Below are 24635 nucleotides of genomic sequence, written 5' to 3'. Positions count from 1 at the left end.
ATTGTGGAACAGCAACAATTAAAGATCTGCAACGGCAAAATTATTACTCCAGCTAAAATTATAAATGGGGGGACAGTTTTGGTAAGCAACGGTATTATTACCGCAGTAAGTGAAGGAGACCTTGATGCGTCGGGAGCAACCCTGATAGATGCCGGCGGAAAGTATGTTTCCCCTGGCTTTATTGATATCCATATCCATGGCGGCGGCGGGCACGATTTTATGGATAATACGGTTGAAGCGTTTTTGGGGATTGCCAAGATCCACGCCAGGTATGGAACAACCGCCATGTATCCAACTACGCTTACCAGTAGTAAGGAGGACCTGCTGGAAACCTTGCGTGTTTACGAATTAGCGGATAAGCTGAATACTAATGGTTCCCAATTTATAGGGATGCATTTGGAGGGGCCATATTTTGCCGTTAACCAATGCGGTGCGCAGGATCCGCGCTATATCCGTGATCCTGATCCTGAAGAGTATAAAGAGATTCTTGCCGGAACATCCGTTATAAAACGCTGGAGCGCCGCACCCGAATTAAAGGGTGCCATTGAATTTGGCAAATATGTAACTTCCCATGGCATTTTAGCAGCCATAGCCCATACCGATGCTATTTATGAAGAAGCGCTCGAAGCGTTTGAAAATGGTTATACACTTGCCACGCATTTGTATTCGGGCATGCTGGGTGTAACACGGAGAAACGCCTACCGGTATGCCGGGGTTGTGGAAGCTGCCTTTTTGATTGACGGAATGGATGTGGAAATAATTGCAGATGGCATCCATTTACCGCCGCCCTTGCTTAAGCTGGTATATAAAATTAAAGGGGCCAAAAGAACCGCAATGATAACAGATGCTATGCGCGCCGCGGGGATGCCACCAGGTGACAGCGTTTTAGGCAGCTTAAAAAACGGATTAAAAGTTATTGTGGAAGATGGAGTAGCAAAACTGCCAGACAGAAGCGCCTTTGCAGGCAGCGTAACCACAGCAAATTTATTAGTGAGGAATATGATAAAAATGGCAGATGTTCCTCTTTTAGAAGCGGTGCAAATGGCAACATTAACCCCTGCGACCATTATGAATATTGCAGGTAAGAAAGGATCTATAGAAATAGGAAAAGATGCAGATCTTGTGATTTTTGATGAGGAAATAAATATTGAAAAAACCATTATAAAAGGAAAGGTGATTTATGAAAGATAGTAGAGACGCGATGCATCGCGTCTCCAATTTGCAGGTTCTTAAATACGAAGACCGAGTTGCAATGGGTAAAGCAGCCGCTGGCATGGTTTGCCAAAAAATAAACGAATTGTTTAACAAGCAGCAATTTGTAAACATGATCTTCGCAGCCGCGCCTTCACAAAATGAATTTTTATCAGCATTGATCCAAAACAAAACTATTGAATGGCAGCGGATAAATGCTTTTCACATGGATGAATACATCGGCTTGTATGAAAATGATTCGCGAACTTTTGCATCATTTTTAAAAGAAAAAATATTCTGCAAGCTGTCCTTTCATACGGTTAACTATATTAACGGAAATGCGACCGACCCTGATGCAGAATGCAAGCGATATACTGAACTGCTAAATAAATACCCAACCGATATAGTATGCATGGGCATTGGCGAAAACGGCCACATTGCCTTTAACGATCCGCATGTTGCATATTTTAATGATCCTGTAAAGGTTAAGGTTGTTAGCCTTGATGAAGAATGCAGGCAGCAGCAGGTTAATGATAAGTGCTTTGATTTATTGGATGAAGTACCAATCCATGCCATAACGCTAACCGTTCCTGCCCTTATGGCCGGTAAATATATTTATTGCATGGTGCCCGGTGAAAAAAAGGCGAAAGCGGTGTATAACACTTTGAATACAGAAATTAATGAAAAATGCCCGGCAACGATTTTGCGTAAGCATGCAAATGCATTGTTGTTTATCGATAAGGATAGCGGAGCGCTTTTGTAGGATAATATCCACATGTCATTGCGAGGTACGAAGCAATCGCACATATGTAGGTCCGCCGTACAAGTTTAAACCATTCTAACCGCTCTGCATGGTTCGCGATTGCTTCGTACCTCGCAATGACAAGTGGATTATTCCTCAATCACAATTTGTTCTTTTGGTACCCCAAGATCAACTAGGTCATCTTTTATTTGGGCAACAAAAGGATCTGGTCCGCAGATGTAGTAATAATTGCCCGTCTCCATTAGGTGCTGTTTAAGCAGGTCTTTATCAATACGTTTCCCGGGCTTACCCGATTTTGGCTCCGATATAATGTCAATATGATTGCCATCCAGCATTTCATTCAGTTCATCTTTTATTATAATATCATCTTCCGTGTGGTTAGCAAACAACAACTTATTGCCGGCTAACCTGTTGTCTTTTTTGAGTTGACGAAGGATAGAGATAAAAGGCGTTAAACCGGCTCCGCCTGCAATAAACAAGCCTGGCCCCTTGAAATTTATCGCCCCGAAAACCTCGTGAACTATCAGCTCGTCGCCTGCATTAACATCAAGCAACTTTTCGGTGATCCCGTTATGCCCCTTGTAAATCTTGATGGTAAACTCTAGATGATCATCACTGTTAAGGCAGGTAAATGTAAAAGGACGCAGCTCATCTTCAAGTCCGGGCTTGTTGATAGATACATCGGTAGCCTGGCCGGATATAAAGGTATAGCCAACTGGCTTTTGTAAAGTGAAACGCTTTACATTATGAGTTACAAACGCAGTGTTTATAACTTTAACAACATGCTTTTCCATGATATTTATTTATCGTTATGTAAATTAACAATTGTTATAAAGTAAGGTGTTAAAAATCAAACAATAATAGAAAAATAGACAATCAGATTGTAAATTAGGCTTTATTTTGGGATAATGTATGGATAAAAAGTATATTGCCCCTGTAAAACAAAAAGCACATTAAACCTATACGATCCGCTTCCCTAAAGCAGGTATAAATTTACAAATGAAGAGTTTTTTAAACGAGGATTTTTTACTGGAAACAAAGACCGCGCAGCGCTTATACCATGACCATGCTGCAGGCCTTCCAATAATTGATTACCATTGCCATTTACCACCCGATCAGATTGCCGGGGATATCAATTTTAAGAACCTTACCCAAGTTTGGTTAAACGGAGATCATTATAAATGGCGGGCAATGCGTGCCAATGGTATAAGTGAGGCTTATATAACAGGTGATAAAAGCGACCTGGAAAAATTTGAACAGTGGGCTGCAACGGTTCCGTATACCCTGCGTAACCCTTTATACCACTGGACCCACCTTGAACTTCAGCGTTATTTTGACATTCATGAGATCCTGTCGCCAGCAACTGCTAAACGGATTTATGATGAGTGTAATGAAAAGCTGCAGTCGCCGGAGTATAGTGTGAAAAATCTCATCAAAAACAGGAATGTAGAGGTAGTTTGCACTACTGACGATCCCCTGGATAACCTTGCACATCATCAAAAAATAAAAAAAGACGGCTATAGTGTTAAGGTTCTACCTGCATTCAGGCCGGATAAGGCAATGGAGGCAAATGATGCTAAGGCGTTAAATGCTTATATCAGCAAACTTGAAACACTAAGCGGTGATTCAATTACTGATTTTAACGCCTACCTGGCTGCTTTAAAGAAAAGGCATGATTATTTTGCAGAAAATGGCGGCAGCCTGTCAGACCATGGGTTGGAGCATTTGTATGCCGAAAGCTATACTGAGCTGGAAATTAAAATAATATTTAACAAAATAAGAAGTGAGCAGCCGATTACGCTTCATGAAGCTGCGCAGTTTAAATCGGTTATGCTGTATCATTTTTCTGTTTGGGATCATGAAAAGAGCTGGGTGCAGCAGTACCATTTAGGGGCATTGCGAAACAATAACACCCGCGCTTTAAGCGAGGCTGGTCCGGATACAGGTTATGATTCCATGGGTGATTTTTCACAGGGAAAGGCCTTGTCGAAGTTTTTGAACAAACTGGAAGCTGAAAATAAACTTACCAAAACCATATTGTATAACCTTAACCCGGCTGATAACGAGTTGATGGCAACAATGGCCGGTAATTTTAATGACGGTAAGGTGGCGGGTAAAATGCAGTTTGGTTCGGCCTGGTGGTTTTTGGATCAGAAGGACGGGATGATCAAGCAAATAAATGCCTTATCAAACATGGGGCTTTTGAGCCGGATGGTAGGCATGCTTACCGATTCGCGCAGTTTTATGTCGTTCCCGCGCCATGAATATTTCAGGCGGATCCTTTGCAATCTTTTTGGTAACGATATTGAGAATGGTGAACTGCCAAACGATATAAAATGGACCGGCAAGATCATCCAGGATATTTGCTATTATAATGCTAAAAATTACTTTGATTTTGATAAGGTGAAATGAGCGCGATTTTTAATACACATCAACCCGGAAAAATATTATCCTTTGGCGAATTATTGCTGAGGATAACTCCTGATGCAGGAGGCGAGTGGCTGCATAATAACCAATTGCCATTTTATGTTGGCGGCGCCGAACTGAACGTGGCAACAGCATTAGCCTTGTGGGATTTACCGTCCAAATACTTTACTGCATTGCCTGATAACGGATTATCGGCACAAATTATCAAAGATCTTCAAAAGAAAAATATTGATACCTCGCCGGTTTTCTATGGTGATGGAAGGCTGGGGCTTTACTTTTTAACAAAAGGCCAGGATTTGAAACATGATGCTTTAATATATGATCGCGCCGGCTCAGCATTTTCATATCTTAAACCGGGAATGATAGATTGGGACGAGGTATTGAAAGATGTAAGCTGGTTTCACTTCAGCGCTATCTGCCCGGCTATCAATCAAAATGTGGCCGATGTTTGCAGCGAGGTTTTAGAAGCCGCCTCGAAAAAAGGGATCACTATTTCTGTAGACCTGAACTATCGTTCAAAACTGTGGAAATATGGAAAAATGCCATTAGAGGTAATGCCCGGCCTGGCAAAATATTGCGATTTAATAATGGGTAATGTTTGGGCTGCTGAAACCATGCTGGGAATTCCGGTTGAACCCAATATTCATGAATCTGGGCAAAAGAGTATTTATTTGAAGGAGGCGTTAAATTCATCAGAACGTATTATTGAGCAGTATCCAAAATGTAAGGCTGTTGCCAATACTTTCAGGTTCGATTCCTCTGCTGACATCAATTATTATACAACATTGTACACCGGAGATAAGTTTTATAGTTCGAAGGAATACGAAACCACAGAGGTAACAGACAAAGTAGGTAGCGGCGACTGTTTTATGGCCGGTATTATTTATGGATTTTATAACAACGCCAACCCTGTTGAGATACTTGAATTTGCCACAGCAGCGGCATTTGAGCAGCTATTTGTTAAAAGTGATGCTACTGATAAATCGATAACCGATATTAAAAACGCGATGAAATGAAGATCAAAAAAGCCGTACTGAACAGCATATTAACACAGGGTATGTTACCCCTGTTTTTTTATGAAGATGCCGAAGTGAGCCTGCAAATAACGCGGACACTTTACAAAGCCGGCATAAGAGTAATTGAATATACCAACCGGGGCAAACAGGCTTTGGATAACTTTAAGGTTTTAAAGAAAGCAACCCACAAGGAAATGCCCGAGCTTTTACTGGGTATAGGCACCATAAAAAATGTGTCGGACGCGGAGGCATTTATTGATGTGGGGGCAGATTTTATCGTATCGCCAATTATAAATCCCGAAGTTGCAAAAGTGGCTCATAAATACAAATTGCTATGGATCCCGGGTTGCATGACACCGACCGAGATCTACCTGGCTCAAAAAAACGGCGCAGAACTTATAAAGATCTTCCCTGCAAATATATTGGGTCCGGCTTTTGTAAGCTCTATTAAAGAGCTGTTTCCTGGTCAGCTTTTTATGCCTACAGGGGGCGTTGAACTCAATGCTAAAAATATCAGTTCGTGGTTTCATTCCGGAGTATGTGCGGTGGGGATGGGCAGCAAGCTGATAAGCAAGGACGTTATGGACAAAAAGCTTTACGACCAATTATATACCGATACCGTTAAGGCTATTGAATTGGTAAAAGCCGCAATGTAATTAACCTGGAATTAAATAATTATGAAGGATGTTAAAGTAGGAAACTACAGGTGGGTAGTAGTGGCCCTTTTGTTTTTTGCTACAACGATCAATTATCTCGACAGGCAGATCATTGGCCTTTTAAAGCCAACATTGGAGGCTCAGTTTCACTGGACGGAAATTGATTACGGACATATTGTAACGGCTTTTACAGCCGCTTATGCAGCAGGATTATTAATATTCGGCAGCATTATTGATAAAATAGGTACAAAATTAGGATACGTCATCTCTATAATTTTGTGGAGTGTTGCGGCAATGCTCCATGCTATAGTTAAAAGTACAACCGGCTTTATAGTAGTAAGGATGGGTTTGGGCATTGGTGAATCGGGCAATTTCCCTGCTGCTATTAAAGCGGTCGCGGAGTGGTTTCCTAAAAAGGAGCGTGCATTTGCAACCGGTATCTTTAATTCAGGAGCGAATATAGGCGCAGTTATGGCCCCGGTGCTTGTTCCATGGATCCTTGGCATCTATGGCTGGCAAATGGCATTTATAATTACGGGCTCAATTGGGTTTATATGGCTTGTTTTTTGGCTGATATTTTATGAGATCCCCTCAAAACATAAAAAACTAACTACTGCCGAGTACGAATTTATCCACAGCGATGCAGAAGAAGTCGTTGAAGGGCCCCAGGAAAAGGTTAAATGGGCTACACTATTAAGCAAAAGGCAAACATGGACGTTTGTAGCAGGTAAGCTATTAACGGACCCTATCTGGTATTTCTTTTTATTCTGGTTGCCTTCCTATTTTGCCAGCACCTTTAACCTCGACCTGAAAAAGCCGAGCTTGCCGTTGGTCATTGTTTATTCAGCTACAACCATTGGCAGCATTGGTGGTGGTTACCTTTCATCATGGCTCATTAAAAAAGGATGGCCCATATTTAAGGCACGGAAAGTTTCCATGCTGATATTTGCAATTTGTGTTGTGCCAATTATTACTGCACGGTTTGCAAACGGAATTTGGGAAGCCGTGGGTTTAATTGCATTGGCTGCTGCGGCACACCAGGCATGGAGCGCAACCATTTTTACTACAGCGTCAGATATGTTTCCAAAAAGGGCGGTCAGCTCTGTTGTGGGCATCGGCAGTATGGCCGGTGCGGTTGGCGGGATCTTCTTTCCGACTTTTATCGGCTATATTTTGGAGACCTATAAAGAAAGTGGTCACCTAGTTGTAGGCTATAATATAATTTTTACTATTTGCGGCTTTGGGTATTTATTGGCCTGGTTTATTATGCACCTGCTTTCGCCAACCATGAAACGCGTTGAATTATAGCTTCCAAAAGGTGAAGAGAAACTTAGTTTTAAACGGCAAAGCCCTCAACGAGGCCCTTTAAAAGCATAAAAATCGAGTTAAACTTCGTAAGTTTTACAAGGTTTAAAAAGAACCAGAGTCACTTATCCCTTCCAGAAAATCCAGCACAGCATTATTAAATTCTTCAGGGTGTTCTAAATTTGGCATGTGCCCTGCATCTTCAATGATCACTAATTTGCAATTTTGCAGGCTTTGCTGTAATTCCTCGGCTTTGGTAACCGGGGTAAATTCATCCTGCCTGCCAACTATTACAAGTGTAGGGATGTTAATGGTTGGCAAAACATCCTTTAAGTAATCAATCCTTTCGGCCCGGGCCCGTAATGCTGTTGCAGCGCCTTTGGGCGAGGTTGCCTTCATCATTTTTATTATGTGGGTGGCAACAGTTGGCTGTGAAGCAACATGTTCGGGCTTTATCATTTTATAGATAACCTCATCTGAGTAGGTATCCATTCCTTCTTTTTCAAGACGATCAGCAGTATCATAACGGCCCTGCTTAACTTCCGGGGTATCTAAACTGGCAAATGTATCCGCAAAGATCAGGCTTTTAATCCGTGATGGGGCCTGCCTGAAAATTTCCATAATAATTTGCCCGCCTTGTGATAATCCGCTTAAATGAAAGCTATCAATGCCTAATGTATCCATCAGTGCAAGCAGGTCAGTTGCGTAATCTTCAAAACGGGTAGCAGCCGACTTTGGTAGGCCGCTTTTGCCATATCCTCTTACATCTGGTGTAATAACTTGGTATAGTTTTGAAAAAGCTTTAGTTTGCGGGTCCCACATGGTATGGTCAAACGGGTGACCGTGTACCAGCAGAATAGGTTCGCCTTTGCCGGTTATTTTATAATAAATTTTTAGGTTATTTATTGAAACTGCAGGCATTTGAAAGGGATTTTATATGATAACCAAACTTACGAAGTTTAACTCGGTGTTTTATGTGCTTAAAGGCCTCGTTGAGGGCTTTGCCGTTTTAAAACTTCGTAAGTTTTTGATATGTCAAATTATACTTTTTTAGGCGGCAGATCAAATGCTATTGCATCATGTTCAAAGTGGCCTTTATGTGAGCCATCGCAGAAGGGCTTATTAGCCGAAAGACCGCAACGGCAAATTGAAACAATAGTACGGCCCTGCAAGCCATAGGCATTGCCCTGCATATCAACTATCTCAAAGTCGCCGTCTATTTTAACAGACCCATTATTGTTTATAGTAAGTTTGGTTTTTTCCATTGATTTTAATTTTTTGCGAAGGTAATGATCCTTGGTTAGGAATAGGAAATTGTTATTTATATAGATAGAATCTAATTAAATGGACAAACAATTTTATTGAAAAAGCTTCGTTATAGTATTGCTGAAAAAAGTCCGTGATACCTGGTAACGCCCTTTACCACTATTATGGCTAAACCTTTATAAACAATTTTTAACCCATATTACCTATTCTATAACATGAATTATCCAGGGCAAACTATACAACTGCAGTCGTTTGACATAGCAAGTGTAAAAGCTATTCAGCAACAATTAAATGAAAAAGGCTGCGGTCAGGTTAATATTAACGGCGATTATGATCTTGATACCTGCCATGCAGTAATGCTGTTCCAAACCCGTTTTAATGACGTAAACGGAAATCCTTTAGATGCCGACGGTATTGTTGGTCCGATTACCTGGGCCGCGCTTTTTGGCACTAAAAATATTAAACCCATAATTACGCCGCCAAATAACCTTCTGACAACTGTTTTAAATATAGCACGATCGCAAATTGGAGTAATTGAATTTCCTTCGGGGAGTAACGGCGGACCTGGCGTAAATAAATATCATGATGCGGCGGGGATTTCGCACGGACAGCGCTGGTCTATGGCATTTGTTTACTGGTGCTTTAACCATGCCTGTATAAACCTGGAAGTTGTAAACCCTGCTTATAAAACTGGTGATGTAATTGAGGGATGGAGAAAAGCAAAAGGCAAAATACTAACCAATCATGACGCAAAAGTAAATACCTCGCTTATTTTACCCGGGCAGGTATTTATCATTTCCACCGGCGGGGGGTATGGGCATGCAGGCCTTGTAGAAAAGAATGAAAACGGCCTTTTAACCACTATTGAGGGAAACATATGTATGAATAGCAGGGATGGCGCAATAGGTGTTTTTAGAAGGACCGGGCGCATTATCGACACCATAAATATCGGTTTTATTCAGTTTGAATAAGGGGTGAAGAGTCAAGAATCAAGAATCAAGAGGTCAAGAGTCAAGAGTCAAGAAGTCGAGAATCAAGAAATGTAAATGGATATGATACCCATGCCACCATTTTTATCTTGACTCTTGATTCTTGACTTCTTGATTCTCTTTTTAAATCAGCTTTTGCCCAATAATACCCCCTCCAGCACCTGCCAAACATTATTGCCCACAATTTTGGCGCCTTCGGCAGTTGGGTGGATGCCATCTTTTTGGTTTAATGAGGACACACCGCCAACATCTTTTAAAAGAAAGGGCATAAAGGTCATGTTATTTTTTGTCGCCAGTCCGGGAAAAATGGCTTTAAAGCTGTAGGCGTATTTACCACCCATATTTGGAGGTACCTGCATGCCCAGCAATACCAGTTTGGCAGCAGGGTATTTAGCTTTTACAGCATCTACAATTGACTGCAGGTTTTGCATTGTTTCACTTACCGGGATACCACGCAGCCCGTCATTTGCGCCAAGTTCCAGCACAAATACGTCTACTTTTTGCTTTAAGATCCATGCAATCCTGGCTTTGCCACCGGCGGATGTTTCGCCGCTTACACCGGCATTAACTACCTTAAAGTGCAGCTTTGCCTCATCTATTTTATTTTGCACCACGCCCGGAAAAGCTTGTGAAGGATCATCCAAACCATATCCGGCAGTGAGGCTATCGCCAAAAAACAAAACGGTTTTATCTGTAGATGAAGAGTCAGGCTTGTTAGCTGTTACCGATACTTCTGCAGGTGCCGCTTTTTTATCTCCACAAGCCGCAAGAAATAGAACGGTGGTTATTAAGCAAATAATCTTTAGTTTATGCATTTTTAATTTAGTAGTCAAAATTTACTTAGTCAACTAATCTCTAGTCTCCAGCCTCTAATCTCTACCCCTAATTCCCTCTCAAAATCTCCAAAGGTGGTTTATTCAATACCCCCCGGCTGTTTAAAAGGCCAATAATTACTGTAAGTAACGATATTATAAAAAACAATATTACCGCCGGGATCAAATTAATAGTAAAAGGTACCTCAAAGCTGTATTTGGCTAAGAGCCAGCTCCCTGAAATAGCAATAACAATACCTGTAAGCGCCGATAGTGCGCCCAAAAATAAGTATTCTAAAGCGGTGATGGTAAATATTTGTCTACGGCTGGCTCCAAGTGTACGAAGTAAAACGCTTTCCTGGATGCGCTGGTATTTGCTGATCCTTACCGATGCAATTAATACAACAATACCTGTAATAATACTGAAAGCGCTCATAAAACGGATCACATAGCCAATTTTATCCAAAAGGCCGTCTATCACATTTAAAACCAATCCCAGGTCGATAATAGAAATGTTGGGGAACTGTTTTACAACTGCCTGTTGAAATTGGGCAGATACTTTTGCTGAGGGTACATGGGTTAGCAGCACGTGAAACTGCGGCGCGTCCTCCAAAACCCCTTTCGGGAAAACTACCTGGAAATTGGTTTGGATCTTATTCCAGTTTACCTGCCGTACGCTGCTCACAATAGCCGGCATGCTAACTCCCTGAACGTTAAATACCAAATGATCGCCAACGTTTACATGATTGCGCTTTGAAAAATTGTCCTCAATAGAAACCGGGATCTCTTTGCCTGGTTCTGCTTTACCAACCCATTCGCCTTTTATTACTTTCTCCGTGGCGCTAACTGTATCGCGGTAAGTAACGCGGTATTCCCAGGTAAAGGCGCGAACCGGAATTTTAATAGTAGTGTCTTTTTTTACATCCGCCTCAGTTTTTCCGTTTATTTTCTCCAGTTTAACAGCTACAATAGGCACTTGTTGCAGTACCGGCAATCCCCGTTGTTTGGTTAATTGAGCAATTGCTTTTTGCTGACTGGTTTGAATATCAAACAAGATCATATTTGATTGATTACCGCTTGATGACAGGCTGATTTGCCCCATCAGGATACTTTGGATAAAGAAAAGCGTACAAATAAATGTTGTGCTTAACCCTATCGAAACAATAAGTATAATGGTTTGATTGTTTGGGCGATAAAGATTAGCAAAACCCTGCCTGAATAAATACCCCCATGAACTTTTTATAAACAGTCGCATCAGCTTCATTAAAAGCCATGCGGTGAAGGTAAGCAGCAGGAAAGCTATGAAGATGCCGATAGTGAAAAATATACTGGCCAACCAGCTATCCAGCTGTAAAAATGTAAAAGTTATGATAAAAAGGATGATCAGTAAGTAAACCAGCCATCTGAAAGGATCGCGGACCAGGTTCACATTGTCATAGTCAATCCGGAGGGTATTAAGCGGCGATATATTGCGGATGGAAATGAGCGGCAGCAAGGCAAATAATACCGAAATGATGATGCCCAGTAAAATCCCCTGCCCAATAGCCAGCCATGAAATATCGGTTGAAATAGTAATGGGTAAAAAATCCTTCATCACCATTGGTAAAATATGCTGGATGGATGTACCCAACGCAGCGCCGATAACAGAACCGATTATGCCTATGCCGATGATCTGGATCAGGTAGATCAAAAACGCTTCTGATGCTTTTACCCCAAGGCAGCGCATAATGGCAATGGAAGCAATTTTTTCGCGGATGTAAATATGGATAGCGCTGGCCACGCCAACACAACCAAGCAGCAGTGCAATAAAGCCAACCAATGATAAAAAACGGGTCAGATCGCCAAAGGAACGGCCGGTGTTTTCTTTCCGGATCTCGATGGTCTCTATATTCATGTCTGCTTTATCAACCCTGTGCTCAATGGTTTTCACCAGTTTGCTCATATTTACCGGCTTATCATATTTATAGTAAAAACTATAATTGATGCGGCTGCCTTTTTTGGAAAGCCCGGTTTGCTCCAGGTATTGCAAAGGGATATAAACAATAGGCGCAACACCTGATGCAATCCCTGTTTGGCCCGGTGCTTTATCCAGGATCCCGGCAATTTGAAAAGTAACCTCGCCAACCTTAATGGAGTCGTTAACATGCATGTTAAACTGCATCATCAGGGTTTTATCAACTAGTGCAGATTTGCCATTTTTGAATGACGATCCGGCTTGTACCGGTTCTGTTTCAAGGCTCCCATAGTATGGGAAGCCGCCTTGCAATGCCCGCACCTGTACTAATCTTGTTCCCTGCGTTCTTGGAAAATAGATCATGGAAGCAAAACTGCGCTCTTCCGATCTTTTATCGCCCAGCGAATCAAGCAAAGGCTTTATAGCAGCATCCACAGGCTTATTGCCTGATACTACCAGGTCGGCGCCAATTAGGGTGGCAGCCTGGGAATTTATGTCATTTTGGAGATTATACCTGAACGAGTAAATTGCAACCAGTGCCGCTATCCCGAATATGATAGCCGAAATAAATAGCAGTAGCCGCGAACGGTTTTTCCTGCTATCGCGCAGAGCCATTTCAAAAAGCCAGGGGATATTTATTTTTCTTTTGGTAATGCCAGGAGTATTTTCCATTGCCGGTTATCCATTAATGGTTAAATCATCAGCTATCAGCCTGCCACCTTTTATGCGCAGGATGCGTTGGGTTTTGGCAGCCAGTTCAAGGTCATGCGTTACTACAACCAGGGTGGTACCGGCTTCCTTATTCAGATCGAACAGCAGTTTTACCACTTTTTCGCTGGTTTCGGCATCTAGGTTCCCGGTTGGCTCATCGGCAAACAGGATCCGTGGTGCATTGGAGAAAGCCCTTGCCAGTGAAACCCTCTGCTGCTCGCCGCCCGATAATTGGGTAGGGTAGTGGTGCCCGCGATCGGATAGACCAACTTTATCAAGCAGATCCAATGATCTTGCCTTGATGTTTTTCTCTCTGCGCAGCTCCAAAGGCACCATCACATTTTCAAGTGCGGTTAGTGTGGGCAGCAATTGGAAGTTTTGAAAGATAAAACCGATGTATTGATTGCGCACCTGTGCCAGCTGATCCTCGGTTAGTTTACCGAGGTTGATGCCATTTAGCTCAACTATTCCCGCGCTGGCTCTGTCGAGTCCTGCGCACAGGCCCAGTAATGTTGTTTTACCACTGCCTGATGGTCCCACAATAGCGTTGGTTGAACCGGCCGCAACAGTAAAGTTTATATTATCAAGCACTGTTAGCGTTCTGCCTGCGCTTTGATAGGTTTTTGTAAGATTTGAAATATTCAGGATGTTTTCCACTATAAGCCTTTTTTATGGTATAGATAGTGAAAATATGCTTTTGTTACTTGGTTTAGGTTAAAATGAGTTATAGTTGCTGTAAATGTTATAAAAGTTATATTTCAATGACATTGTGGGTGGAGTTGATTAGGTTGATTAGATTAGATTGAGTTGATTAAGTTGGATTGGGTTGATTAGGTTAGATTAGATTAAGTTGTTTTTGAACCATGATTCACCTGATTAAAGGATTTCTTGATCCGGAATAGAGTTAATTAATTGGATTGGTTAAAGATTCTGCAACCTCTACAACAACTACAACTCTTACAACCTCTACAATCACCCTAAAACAATCCAAAAGTATCGCGTGTAAAACGAATTTCGTAGTTATAATACTTGTCTCCAACTTCGTGACCAAGATCTTTAAATACAAAAATTTTCTTTTTGGTTTTGATACTGTTAAACACCACGTATGAATTATTGGGTGGTACAAATGGATCGAGCAATCCAATGCCCATAACTACTGGACAGTTAATTGCGCTTGCAAAGTTTTTAGTGTCGAAATATTGCAGGTTATCTAAAGCTTTTTCAAAAGTGAGTTCGGGCCTAATGGTAACATACTTTTTCATGTAATTAATTGGCCATTCCACCGCGCCATTATCCATATTATATATATCACTCATAAATGGATTTTGCGGGGCGCAAAATGTTACTCTTTTATCTAGAGCAGCAGTAGTAATAGAAAGATATCCACCCATGCTGCCCCCTGTTACCCCAATCCGGTCATGACCTAATTCTGGTCTGGAATAAATAAAATCAATTGCACGGATACAGTCCATTATTATTCCGCGCATTATATATTTGTTCTTGTCCTCAAGGCCATTCACAATATAATCTTCTCTCCTCATGTCAAAATTTTCCTTGCTTAAGCCTTGTCCGCGAACATCCGGGCTAACAAATGCCATATCATCATCACGCCCTAACAGCGGGATGTTTGTTGCCTGGTAACCCGGTAACAGCAACAACACCGGAAACTTTTGATATTTTTGATGGTGCTCGGGCTCGGTTAACCATACATAAATGGTTTTATTACCCAGCGATTTCATTTCTATTAAAAATACCTTCCGGTTATCTTTTTCAAGATCGAACTTTTCAGTAATCTTATATTCAGGTTTCACCTTTGCAAGCTGCGCTTTAGCAGTTTCCCAAAACTTATCAAAATCATCCGGCCTTGAATGTGCTGATCTTATTTCGTCAGGACGAATCCCAAATACCCTGCGGGTTGTGTCATCATAATCAGTAACGTTGATCATGAAATTAACCTTGTAAAAACCGCTTTTTAACTGTGGAAGGGTAAAATCATAACTGCGAGAGCTGTGTTGCTCCACATTGATCAAAATAGAATCTTTACGGAGCTTTTTATTAAACTGGTCGGTAATTAGGTAGGTTACTTTGCCGGTTTGAGTTTTGTTATAAGTGTTTTTTACTTCAAAGGTATAAGTAGCTACATTATCAAAAATGGCATTTTTATCATGAGCGGTTAAAATGGTACTAACTTCGCCGGGATCGTCTCCACTGCTTGTATTATCAACAATCCTGGAAGTATAATTTTGTGCAATTACAGGATTGCTGCTCACAGCAAGCACCAGGATCAACAATAAAGTGAATAGGGCGTAAAGTTTTTTCATATACCGCCCAATCATAGGCAATATTGATGCCAGCAAGGCTAATTATAAAAATAGCGCAATTATGCGCTATGAAATTTGCCTAACCAATAATTTACCGGGAAGAATTTTAGTTTTTAGTATAAATATTTCTTTAAGTGTGCATTTATTTCCACAAAAAATTTGATATAGGTTAGCTTAATGGCCTAGTTTACTTTTTAGTAAGTCCTTTACCACGCTATCCCATTCCTCTTTTAAAATACTTAAAACTATAGAGTCGCGCCTGCCGCCTTCCTGTAGCGGCATGTTGTTTCTTAGGATTCCTTCAGGTGTACAGCCAATGCTTTTCATAGCTGCAATGCTGCGGTCATTCCTTGCATCAGCCCTAAATTCAACCCGCACAGCATCTACAGTTTCAAATGCAAACTGGAGCAGTAAAAATTTACAATGCTTATTTAACCCAGTGCCTCTGAATTTTTCGCCATACCAGGTATAACCCAGCTGCATTGTTTGCCAGTTTTGCTGAATATCATAAAACCGGGTGCTGCCTGCATAGCTTTGGGTTTGTTTATCATAAACTATAAAGGGGTATTCTTTACCGGCTGCTTTATTATCATGGGCGTCTTTAATATATCTGCGCATCCCATCTTCACCACGGGCACTCAAATAGGAGTATTTCCAGGTTTCAGGCTCATTTATGGCAAAAGGTAGCAGCAATTCATAGTCGCTTTCAAGCAATGGTCTTAATAGTACGCGTTCATCCTCCAAAACATAGTTGGCGTTAAGATCAAAGTTCAGGGTCATTTTTACAAAGGGTTTAATGGTTATTTACTGGCATTCTTGTTGCCTCACCTAAATCCTCTCCAAAGGAGAGGACTTTTAAGCCCCTCTCCAAAGGAGAGGGGTTGGGGTGAGGGGCAATGCTTTATGTCGAATTTATTTGCTTATTAAAAAATCAAATTTGAATAATTTTGAATCATGCTCTTTCATCAAAGTGCTTCCTATTGCAATTGTGCCTGCAATCATCTCATCCAGGTGTTCCCTTCGGGTACGATGATTGGTATTAGCCACCCTGATGGCATAACTGCCGTTGAGCAGGGTGCTTGATGGCGCTGCAATACCGGTTTCCTGCATCCGCATTAGTAATTCCTTATTCAATACATTTAGCTGGTCGTCATCCAAATTGCCGGGATTATACCGGTAACACACAATATTCATGGTAACTGCCGCCATAAGCTCAAGATCATGATGCTGCTTCACTTTTTCGCCAAGATAAAACGCCTGGTCGATATTCTGCGCAATCATAGCCGCATATTTATCCACACCATGCTCTTTTAAGCTCATCCATACTTTTAAGGCTTTAAAGCCCCTTGATAGCTCCATACCATAATTGGAAATGGTTTCGGGTCCTGCGGCAATTCCCCTGTCATGCGCGGTCAAATAATTAACAGCAGTAGCAAAGGCAGCCCGGTGTGCAGCAGCATCTTTAAACAATACACAGCCAACCTCATACTGCATATACATCCATTTATGCAGATCAAAGGCTACGCTATCCGCTTCTTCAATTGCCTTAAGCTTGTCCTGGTAAGCAGGAACCAGTTTTGCGAGCGCACCAAAAGCGCCGTCGATATGAAACCAGATCTTTTCGTTTTTGGCTATTTGCAAAAGCTCGTTTAAGGGATCAATTGCCCCGGTGTTAACTGTGCCTGCGTTGCCTATAATACAGAATGGGAAAAAACCGTTCTCCCTGTCTTCCTTAATTTTAGCTTTTAGCGCTTCAATATCAATTTCATAATTGTCATTTACCGGGATCTTCCTTAACTGCTCGTTCCCGATGCCTATTACTTCGGCAGCTTTACCCAGGCAGTTATGGGTTTCACTGCTGCAATAAGCGGTTAATTTACCCTGTGCAGCATAAACGCCGGCGTTTTTAGCATTGGCAACAATGGTGTTGCGGGCAACAATAAGACCCGTAATATTGGCTATGGAGCCACCGCTAACCAGGATGCCGCTACCGGTTTCAGGGTAGCTCATTAATTGCTTGCACCAGTTAATCACCTGTTTATCCACATATAAAGCGCTTTGATTACCAATGGCCGCGTTGTTATTCATGACCCCGGCAAGCAAGTCGGCAAAGGCGCCCATAGGGGTGCCGGTACCCTGTACCCAGGCAAAATATTTTGGATGGATATTACCGCCGTGATATGGAAAAATATTTTGCTTAAACTCCTCATATACCTCGAAAATATCAGCAGGTTGTTGTGGAATAGGTTTTTTAAACTCATCCTTTACCTGTTGCGGGATAGGTGTCCAAACAGGCTTGTTGCCGATGTTTTTTAAATAATCCACCATATCATCAATGATTTGGTGCCCTAAAGTTTTAATATCGTCCCAATTTGCCGGATCTAATCCAATCTCCGGTTTTGAATTTATCTCGTTCATAATAAATATTTGCTTTACAAAAATGTGTTATAATTAATTGATAAAACAGATGCAGAATTATTATTTTTGTGCATAACAGATTAGGTGCTTAAAATCATTATTTCTGAAATTGACATGCGAAGTTCTATTAATCGATGACTATTAAAAACCCGATAATTGCTATAATATAACAGATGATAGAAAGCTCAACACAAAATACTGCATATGACGAAGACTTTTTGTACGTGCAAATTGCAGACAGATTAGGCAGCCAGATCCGCCAGATGGTATTAAAAACAGGGGAGAAGTTACCTTCCGTTCGTGCTTTAAGCCAGGAGCAGGGCATAAGTCTTAGCACAGCCTATAAAGCTTATGTTCAGCTGGAAATTAAAGGTTTAATTGAAGCACGACCAAAATCGGGTTATTATGTGCGGTATACGCCGGCCCGTTCTTTTGATGAGCCAAAGCGCGAAAAACAGGCCAACGAATCGAAAAAAGTGAGCCTTGACGAGATGATAGCCATGGTTTACCGTAATTTTTCGACTGATAGCATTGTGAAATTATCAGTGGCTTCGCCTGCATTATCGCTGCTGCCACAAGCCAAGCTCAATAAATCAATGATTGAGGCTATTCGCCTGAGCAGCAATAGTTGCATTAGTTATGAAGGTGTGCAGGGAAACGAAAATTTAAAGAAACACATAGCGCGCCAGGCTTTTAGCTGGGGCGGAAACATATTACCTGACGATATTGTTACCACACAAGGGTGTATGGAAGCATTAGTGTTTTGTTTAAGGGCTGTAACAAAGCCGGGTGATGTTGTAGCAATTGAAAGCCCTACCTATTTTGGAATATTTAATACCGTGCAGAGCCTTGGTTTAAAAATAACGGAGATCCCAACCGACCCAACCGATGGCCTTGATTTGGATTATTTGGCGAGCGCCATTAGCAAACAGCAGATAAAAGCCTGTTTGTTTGTACCTACTTTTAGCAATCCCTTAGGCTATTGCATGACCAATGAAAAGAAAAAGAAACTGGTTGAGCTATTGGCAAAAAATGAGATCCCGCTTATTGAGGATGATATATATGGCGAGATGTATTTTGGTAAAACAAGACCACGTACCTGCAAAAGCTATGATAAACAGGGTTTGGTGATGCTGTGCTCGTCGGTATCAAAAACACTGGCGCCAGGATACCGGGTAGGCTGGTGTATTCCCGGGAAATTCAAAGCTCAGATCATCAATTTAAAGTTGATGCATTCGCTATCATCGGCATCACCAACCCAGGCGGCAATTGGTCATTTTTTTGAAACAGGAAGATATGACCTGCACATGCGCAACCTGCGGAAGGCGCTGCATACACAATGCTTAAGGTATACCCAGGCCATTGCCGAATATTTTCCTGCAGAGGTTAAAGTAAGCCGGCCACCAGGCGGTTATGTGCTTTGGGTTGAGCTGAACAAAAAAATTGACGCTTTTGAATTGTATAAACAGGCATTAACTTACAAAATAAGCATTTCGCCTGGCCAGATCTTTAGTACCGACAGCCGTTTTACTAATTTTATCCGGATCAGCTTTGGGATCCCGTACAATGATGAAATTGACAAAAGCCTTCAAACATTGGGGCACTTAATAAGTAATTTTTAATAAACAGCCAACCATCTTCAATAATTTCCGTTATAGATATATGATCCAATCTTCACTAACACACCGTTTAAAAGATCAACACAGAGCTATTACTCCCATCATTATAAAGCTTAATGACCGGCAAATACAACACCACCATATTAAAGGTAAATGGAGCATTCACGAGCATATTGCCCACCTTGCAAAATATCAGCCTGTATTTATTGACCGCATCCGTAAGATCTTATTAATGGATGATCCTGAATTTGAAGCATATAGGGCAGAGGATGATGATGGCTTTGAGATCTATTGCGCATTCACTACTTATGAGCTGCTTAAAAAGATCTCGTCTGACCGGGAGGTAATTTATAACCTGGTAACGAAGCTATCGCCAGATAAACTTGACCGTACCGGGATTCATTCCAAATATGGCAAACTAAATATTTTAGACTGGACAGAATTTTTTCTTTTACACGAAGCTCACCACCTGTTTGCAATTTTTCAGTTGACTCATACGCTGAAATAGTTGTCTGAATCAGAATTTTTCACCTATTGTTTGTTTTAAGGGTGTTCAAGAAGGCTGCGCCGTTTTCAGGATTAAAGAATTTTCAAAATAATGCGGTGATGTGCTGTTATTATAAATAAGCGAATTCTGTAAATTCTGACCCAGACAATAAAATTTTCCCTTTCCTCAATCGTCTACCCCATTAAATAGCAATTCATTGCTATTTTTACGCGAGTTTAAAATAATACTAAAAACTGAATTGAGTATGCCTGAAGATAAACCAAAACAGCCCGGAATTTTTAGTCTGCTAAAACCGTACTCGGGTTTAGTGTTTTTGTTGATATTGTTTGCACTGTTCAGCAACAGCGTGAACCTCTGGCTGCCCAAAATAATTTCGCATGGTATTGATGATTATATCCATAGCATGATGCAGCGGGTACATTTTGATACCAGTCCGGTGATCATAAAGTTTTCACTGGCGGTACTGTTCATTTTTGTTTGCTCGTTCCTGCAGAGTGTGATCCAAACCTATACATCTGAGAAGGTAGCCCGTGACCTGCGCACCAGGCTGTCGGATAAGATCTCACGTCAAAGTCATGCTTTTGTTGAGGAGGTAAATCCCTCCAAACTATTAACCAACCTTACTGCTGATGTGGATTCGATTAAGCTATTTGTATCGCAGGCGCTTGTGTCCATCGTGTCGTCAGTATTTATTATTGTAGGCGCCAGTATTTTGTTGCTCACCATTAACTGGAAGCTGGCCCTTTGCGTTATAGCTATCATCCCAATAATTGGCGGCACATTTTTTTATGTGCTTAAAAAGGTGCGGGCGCTGTTTATGAAAGCCCGCGAGGTTATTGACTGGTTGAATAAAGTAATAAACGAAAGCATTTTGGGTTCGGCTTTGATCCGTGTTATCAACTCACAACAACTGGAGTTTGATAAGTTTTTGCAGGCCAATACCAAGGCAAAGGATTTTGGACTATCTATATTACGGCTGTTTGCGGGATTGATCCCGGTTATTACCTTTTCGGCCAATATAGCCATGCTGAGTATATTGGCATTGGGCGGGCATTTTGTAATAAACGGCACCATGAGCCTGGGCGATTTCGCCGCTTTCAACAGCTACCTGGCGCAACTGATCTTCCCGATCCTGGTTATTGGTTTCATGAGCAATATTATAGCGGCGGCAACAGCTTCTTTCCAAAGGATAAACACCGTTTTAAATGCCTCGGACAATACGGAGACTGGCGTATTAACAGAAACCTTACAAGGCAATATCCAGTTAACGGATGTATCGGTATCCTACGGGCAAAAGCCGGCGCTTAAAGCCATATCAATGGATATAAAGGCTGGTTCAAAGATTGCCGTAATTGGCCCCACTGCCGCAGGTAAAACACAGCTGCTTTATCTGCTAACCGGTCTTATCAAACCAAAAAGCGGAACCATTTTATTTGATGGGAAAAGCATTGAGGATTATAACAGCGAATCGTTCCATAGCCAGGTGGGGTTTGTTTTCCAGGACAGCATTATTTTTAATATGAGCATCCGAGAGAATATTGCATTTAGCGATACGGTAACCGATGAATCATTACAAAAAGCTATTGATACTGCCGAACTAAGAGAGTTTATTGAAAGCCTGCCCGAAAAATTGAGCACCATCGTTTCAGAACGGGGATCGAGCTTATCGGGCGGACAAAAACAACGCATTATGCTGGCCAGGGCGCTGGCAATAAATCCAAGGGTTTTATTGCTGGATGATTTTACGGCACGCGTTGATGGCAATACTGAAAAGAAGATCCTGGCCAATGTGCAAAAGAACTACCCTGGATTAACCTTACTATCAGTAACCCAAAAAATAGCCTCTGTTGAGCATTACGACCAGATAATTTTATTAATGCAGGGTGAAGTCATTGCCAGCGGAAAGCATGACGACCTGATGAAAACAAGCCCCGAATACGTACAGATCTTTAACTCGCAACAAAGCACCAGCAATTATGAACTACAATCTAAATGACCTGCAGGCAAAGGCACAAAAAACCTCAACCTGGGCGTCGCTAAATAAACTGCTGCAGTTAATCTCGCACGAAAAAAGGAACCTGTGGCTGGCTTTTTTTACTATCCTTATTACTTCAACAATAAACCTGATGGGGCCGCTTGTTGTAGGCAACACCATTGATAAATACATTTTCGTAGCGCACAAAAACTATCATGGCGTACTGGTTAACTGTGCCATTTTGTTTTGTATGTACCTGGTTTCGTTAGTAACCAGCTATGTGCAAACCATGCTGATGGGTGGGGTAGGGCAGCGGATGTTGTTTACACTCCGTAACACTATCTTCAATAAATTACAATTACTGCCAGTTGGGTTTTTTAACCAGAATAAGGCAGGCGATCTTATTTCGCGCGTAAATAATGATACGGATAAGCTGAACCAGTTTTTTTCACAATCGTTAATGCAGTTTATTGGCAGCATAGCCACTATGACGGGGGCGGGGATATTTTTATTGGCTATTAATATAAAGCTTGGCTCAGCAACGCTTATTCCTGCTGTTATTATTTTACTATTTACAAGTGTAACATCGGCTTGGGTAAAACGGAAGAACGCCAAAAACCTTAAAAGCGTTGGCGGCATGAGCGCTGAGATCCAGGAAAGTCTGAATAATTTTAAAGTGATCATCGCCTTTAACCGCCGCGATTATTTCCGCAAGCGTTTTGACGAGGCCAATCAACAAAATTATAAAACAGCAATAGGCGCAGGCATCGCCAATAACTCCTATGTACCTGTTTACGGAATGTTTTCGAGCTTTGCACAGCTCATCGTATTGGCTTATGGCATTTACCTGGTTTCACAGGGAGAGTTAGGGATTGGTTTACTGGCGGTAAGCTTTTTATCGTACGCTAATAACTTTTATAACCCATTAAGGCAATTAGCCGCACTGTGGACAAATTTCCAGGTAGCCATGGCAGGGTGGGACAGAATAGCCCAGATTCTATCACTGGAACCTGACCTGGCAATTGTACAAAACACGGCATCAGAACCCTCCGCTTCGCTTTTGGAATTCAGGAATGTTCATTTTGGGTATGATGAAGATAAAGAGATCCTGCACAACATCAGTTTTAAGATGGATCAAGGCAAAACCTATGCGCTGGTTGGCCCTACAGGCGGCGGTAAAACCACTACAGCATCGTTAATAGCCCGTTTGTATGATCCGGGTAAGGGGCAGGTACTGCTTAACGGGAAGGATATAAGGAGTTATGAACCTGCTGAGCGCACCAAAAAAATAGGCTTTATTTTACAGGAACCATTTTTGTTTACAGGTACCGTACGCGATAATATATTATATGGTAACGAGCTTTATGTTAATTACACCAATGAGCAACTGGAACAGGTAATAAGGGAAGCAAATCTTGGCAGCTTGCTGGCTATATTTGAAAGCGGACTGGATACAAAAGTGCTCTCAAGCGGCGATAGCATCAGCCTGGGGCAAAAACAGCTGATAGCCTTTATGCGTGCAGTATTGCGAAATCCTGATCTGCTTATTTTAGACGAAGCAACCGCCAATATTGATACCATTACGGAAAAATTGCTGAGTGATATTTTAAATAAGTTACCCGCAACCACAACGCGTGTAATTATAGCGCACAGGTTAAACACTATTGAAAATGCAGACGAGATATTTTTTGTGAACTCAGGCGAAGTGATTCGCGCCGGCTCATTTGATCATGCAATGGATATGCTGTTGCAGGGAAAGAGGATTAGTTGATTAGGTTTATTGAGTTGGATTATGTTGATTAGGTTGTTCATTTGATATGCGATGCGTATAGATTTTTAACTTAATCCAACTCAATCAACTTAATATAACTCAATCAACCACTCACTAATTTTCAAATATCTCCAAAAAAATTTATACACTTGTAAATAACTATAAACCTACTATGCAGAGATATACTGGTCAAAAACGAATTTTAGTTGCTACTGATTGTATAATTTTCGGATTTGACGGATGGAATTTAAAATTGCTGCTTGTTCAGCGTAATATTGAGCCCGAAAAAGATAAATGGAGCCTTATGGGTGGTTTTATTCAGCCATCAGAATCTCCTGAAGATGCAGCCAACCGTGTTTTGGAATTGCGGACAGGTTTAAAAAACGTATACATGGAGCAGTTCCAGGTATTTGGTAAGCCAGACCGCGACCCGGTTGAAAGGACATTATCTATAGCTTATTTCGCACTTATCGATATTCACCAATACGAACAACAAATAAGCGATGAATATCATGCGGAGTGGTTTTTATTGAGTGAAATGCCCGAGCTTATATTTGACCATAACGAAATGGTTAAGCTTGCTAAAAGGCAATTGCGCTATAAAGCAGCCCTGCATCCCATATTGTTCCAGCTGCTTCCCGAGAAATTTACCATTCCCCAATTACAGGCGCTTTACGAAGGCGTTTATAACACCACGTTTGACGACCGTAATTTCAGCCGTAAATTATTATCAACGGGCCTGCTGGTAAAATTATCTGAAAAAGATAAGTTCTCTTCAAAAAAAGGAGCATTTTATTACAAATTAGATCAATCGCACTATACAGAGAATTTCGAAAGATTTTTAAACCTGGTGCCTAACCCGGATAAGTTTTTTTAGACGGAATAATTTGTGTCTTAATGCTTGTATCTTTATTTCCTGTATTTCGTATTACA

General features: G+C 41.4%; 21 protein-coding genes. 12 read left to right on the top strand and 9 right to left on the bottom strand.

All coding sequences use genetic code 11. The features are described 5' to 3' along the window. Positions 1-3 precede the first annotated feature (3 nt). Positions 4-1191 carry an N-acetylglucosamine-6-phosphate deacetylase gene (gene nagA / locus BUE31_RS06740; protein WP_073401413.1) on the top strand — a complete coding sequence of 396 codons (1188 nt, stop codon included), beginning with the start codon at positions 4-6 and terminating at the stop codon, positions 1189-1191. After that, the gene (locus BUE31_RS06735; protein WP_083619394.1) at positions 1181-1954 is read left to right on the top strand and encodes a glucosamine-6-phosphate deaminase; all 774 of its coding nucleotides are present in this window, start codon (positions 1181-1183) and stop codon (positions 1952-1954) included. Before nagA ends, BUE31_RS06735 begins: the two co-directional genes overlap by 11 nt. A gap of 128 nt (positions 1955-2082) precedes the next feature. Here BUE31_RS06735 and BUE31_RS06730 read toward each other — a convergent pair whose 3' ends face one another. After that, entirely contained in the window at positions 2083-2748 is a 666-nt protein-coding gene (locus BUE31_RS06730) for a ferredoxin reductase domain-containing protein (RefSeq protein ID WP_073401409.1), read from the bottom strand. Between the two features lie 205 nt (positions 2749-2953). Between BUE31_RS06730 and uxaC the strand changes: the two genes are divergently transcribed. The 4 genes from uxaC to BUE31_RS06710 are packed head-to-tail and all read left to right on the top strand — an operon-like array spanning position 2954 to position 7361. Continuing rightward, complete coding sequence (uxaC, locus tag BUE31_RS06725) at positions 2954-4366, top strand: glucuronate isomerase (RefSeq protein ID WP_073401407.1); 1413 nt, start codon at positions 2954-2956, stop codon at positions 4364-4366. After that, positions 4363-5397: a sugar kinase gene (locus tag BUE31_RS06720; RefSeq protein ID WP_073401405.1), complete on the top strand. Its 1035-nt coding sequence runs from the start codon at positions 4363-4365 to the stop codon at positions 5395-5397. The genes uxaC and BUE31_RS06720 overlap by 4 nt, the downstream gene beginning before the upstream one ends. Further along, positions 5394-6053, top strand: coding sequence for a beta/alpha barrel domain-containing protein (locus tag BUE31_RS06715; protein WP_073401403.1), 660 nt, complete (start codon positions 5394-5396; stop codon positions 6051-6053). Before BUE31_RS06720 ends, BUE31_RS06715 begins: the two co-directional genes overlap by 4 nt. Before the next feature lie 21 nt (positions 6054-6074). After that, entirely contained in the window at positions 6075-7361 is a 1287-nt protein-coding gene (locus BUE31_RS06710) for an MFS transporter (RefSeq protein ID WP_073401401.1), read from the top strand. Between the two features lie 102 nt (positions 7362-7463). Here the strand turns inward: BUE31_RS06710 and BUE31_RS06705 are convergent, their stop codons facing one another. Together BUE31_RS06705 and BUE31_RS06700 are read right to left on the bottom strand one after the other, a co-directional pair. Further along, positions 7464-8279, bottom strand: coding sequence for an alpha/beta fold hydrolase (locus tag BUE31_RS06705; RefSeq protein ID WP_073401399.1), 816 nt, complete (start codon positions 8277-8279; stop codon positions 7464-7466). A gap of 119 nt (positions 8280-8398) precedes the next feature. Next, positions 8399-8623 (bottom strand): CDGSH iron-sulfur domain-containing protein, encoded by a 225-nt coding sequence (locus BUE31_RS06700; protein ID WP_073401398.1) that lies wholly within the window; start codon positions 8621-8623, stop codon positions 8399-8401. A 216-nt stretch (positions 8624-8839) separates the two neighbouring features. Between BUE31_RS06700 and BUE31_RS30515 the strand changes: the two genes are divergently transcribed. Beyond that, on the top strand, positions 8840-9595 hold the full coding sequence (locus BUE31_RS30515; protein WP_083619391.1) for a peptidoglycan-binding protein: 756 nt from the start codon (positions 8840-8842) through the stop codon (positions 9593-9595). A gap of 146 nt (positions 9596-9741) precedes the next feature. Here BUE31_RS30515 and BUE31_RS06685 read toward each other — a convergent pair whose 3' ends face one another. From BUE31_RS06685 to BUE31_RS06660, 6 genes are all read right to left on the bottom strand, one after another. Next, positions 9742-10428: an arylesterase gene (locus BUE31_RS06685; protein ID WP_073401396.1), complete on the bottom strand. Its 687-nt coding sequence runs from the start codon at positions 10426-10428 to the stop codon at positions 9742-9744. 67 nt (positions 10429-10495) lie between these two features. Next, entirely contained in the window at positions 10496-13051 is a 2556-nt protein-coding gene (locus tag BUE31_RS06680; protein ID WP_073401394.1) for an ABC transporter permease, read from the bottom strand. Between the two features lie 6 nt (positions 13052-13057). Beyond that, a complete protein-coding gene (locus BUE31_RS06675) occupies positions 13058-13750 on the bottom strand; it encodes an ABC transporter ATP-binding protein (RefSeq protein ID WP_200801884.1) in 693 nt (230 codons plus the stop codon). A 317-nt stretch (positions 13751-14067) separates the two neighbouring features. Beyond that, entirely contained in the window at positions 14068-15411 is a 1344-nt protein-coding gene (locus tag BUE31_RS06670; protein WP_073401390.1) for an acetylxylan esterase, read from the bottom strand. Between the two features lie 174 nt (positions 15412-15585). Continuing rightward, positions 15586-16191, bottom strand: coding sequence for a GNAT family N-acetyltransferase (locus BUE31_RS06665; RefSeq protein WP_073401388.1), 606 nt, complete (start codon positions 16189-16191; stop codon positions 15586-15588). Positions 16192-16323: 132 nt separating this feature from the next. After that, entirely contained in the window at positions 16324-17829 is a 1506-nt protein-coding gene (locus BUE31_RS06660) for a pyridoxal phosphate-dependent decarboxylase family protein (RefSeq protein ID WP_073401386.1), read from the bottom strand. A gap of 173 nt (positions 17830-18002) precedes the next feature. On the opposite strand from BUE31_RS06660, the gene BUE31_RS06655 reads away from it, so the two are divergent. From BUE31_RS06655 to BUE31_RS06635, 5 genes are all read left to right on the top strand, one after another. Then, positions 18003-19451 (top strand): aminotransferase-like domain-containing protein, encoded by a 1449-nt coding sequence (locus tag BUE31_RS06655; protein WP_073401384.1) that lies wholly within the window; start codon positions 18003-18005, stop codon positions 19449-19451. Between the two features lie 40 nt (positions 19452-19491). Then, complete coding sequence (locus BUE31_RS06650; RefSeq protein ID WP_073401382.1) at positions 19492-19956, top strand: DinB family protein; 465 nt, start codon at positions 19492-19494, stop codon at positions 19954-19956. 244 nt (positions 19957-20200) lie between these two features. Further along, positions 20201-21952 (top strand): ABC transporter ATP-binding protein, encoded by a 1752-nt coding sequence (locus BUE31_RS06645; protein ID WP_073401380.1) that lies wholly within the window; start codon positions 20201-20203, stop codon positions 21950-21952. Next, positions 21933-23702 (top strand): ABC transporter ATP-binding protein, encoded by a 1770-nt coding sequence (locus BUE31_RS06640; RefSeq protein ID WP_073401378.1) that lies wholly within the window; start codon positions 21933-21935, stop codon positions 23700-23702. Before BUE31_RS06645 ends, BUE31_RS06640 begins: the two co-directional genes overlap by 20 nt. Positions 23703-23874: 172 nt before the next feature. Further along, a complete protein-coding gene (locus BUE31_RS06635; RefSeq protein WP_073401376.1) occupies positions 23875-24579 on the top strand; it encodes an NUDIX hydrolase in 705 nt (234 codons plus the stop codon). The last annotated feature ends 56 nt before the right edge of the window (positions 24580-24635 follow it).

Origin of the sequence: Mucilaginibacter sp. OK098, assembly GCF_900142915.1 — a bacterium.
Lineage (GTDB): Bacteria > Bacteroidota > Bacteroidia > Sphingobacteriales > Sphingobacteriaceae > Mucilaginibacter.
Note: the sequence above shows the minus strand (reverse complement) of the source record. Positions and strands in the feature narration are given on the sequence as shown.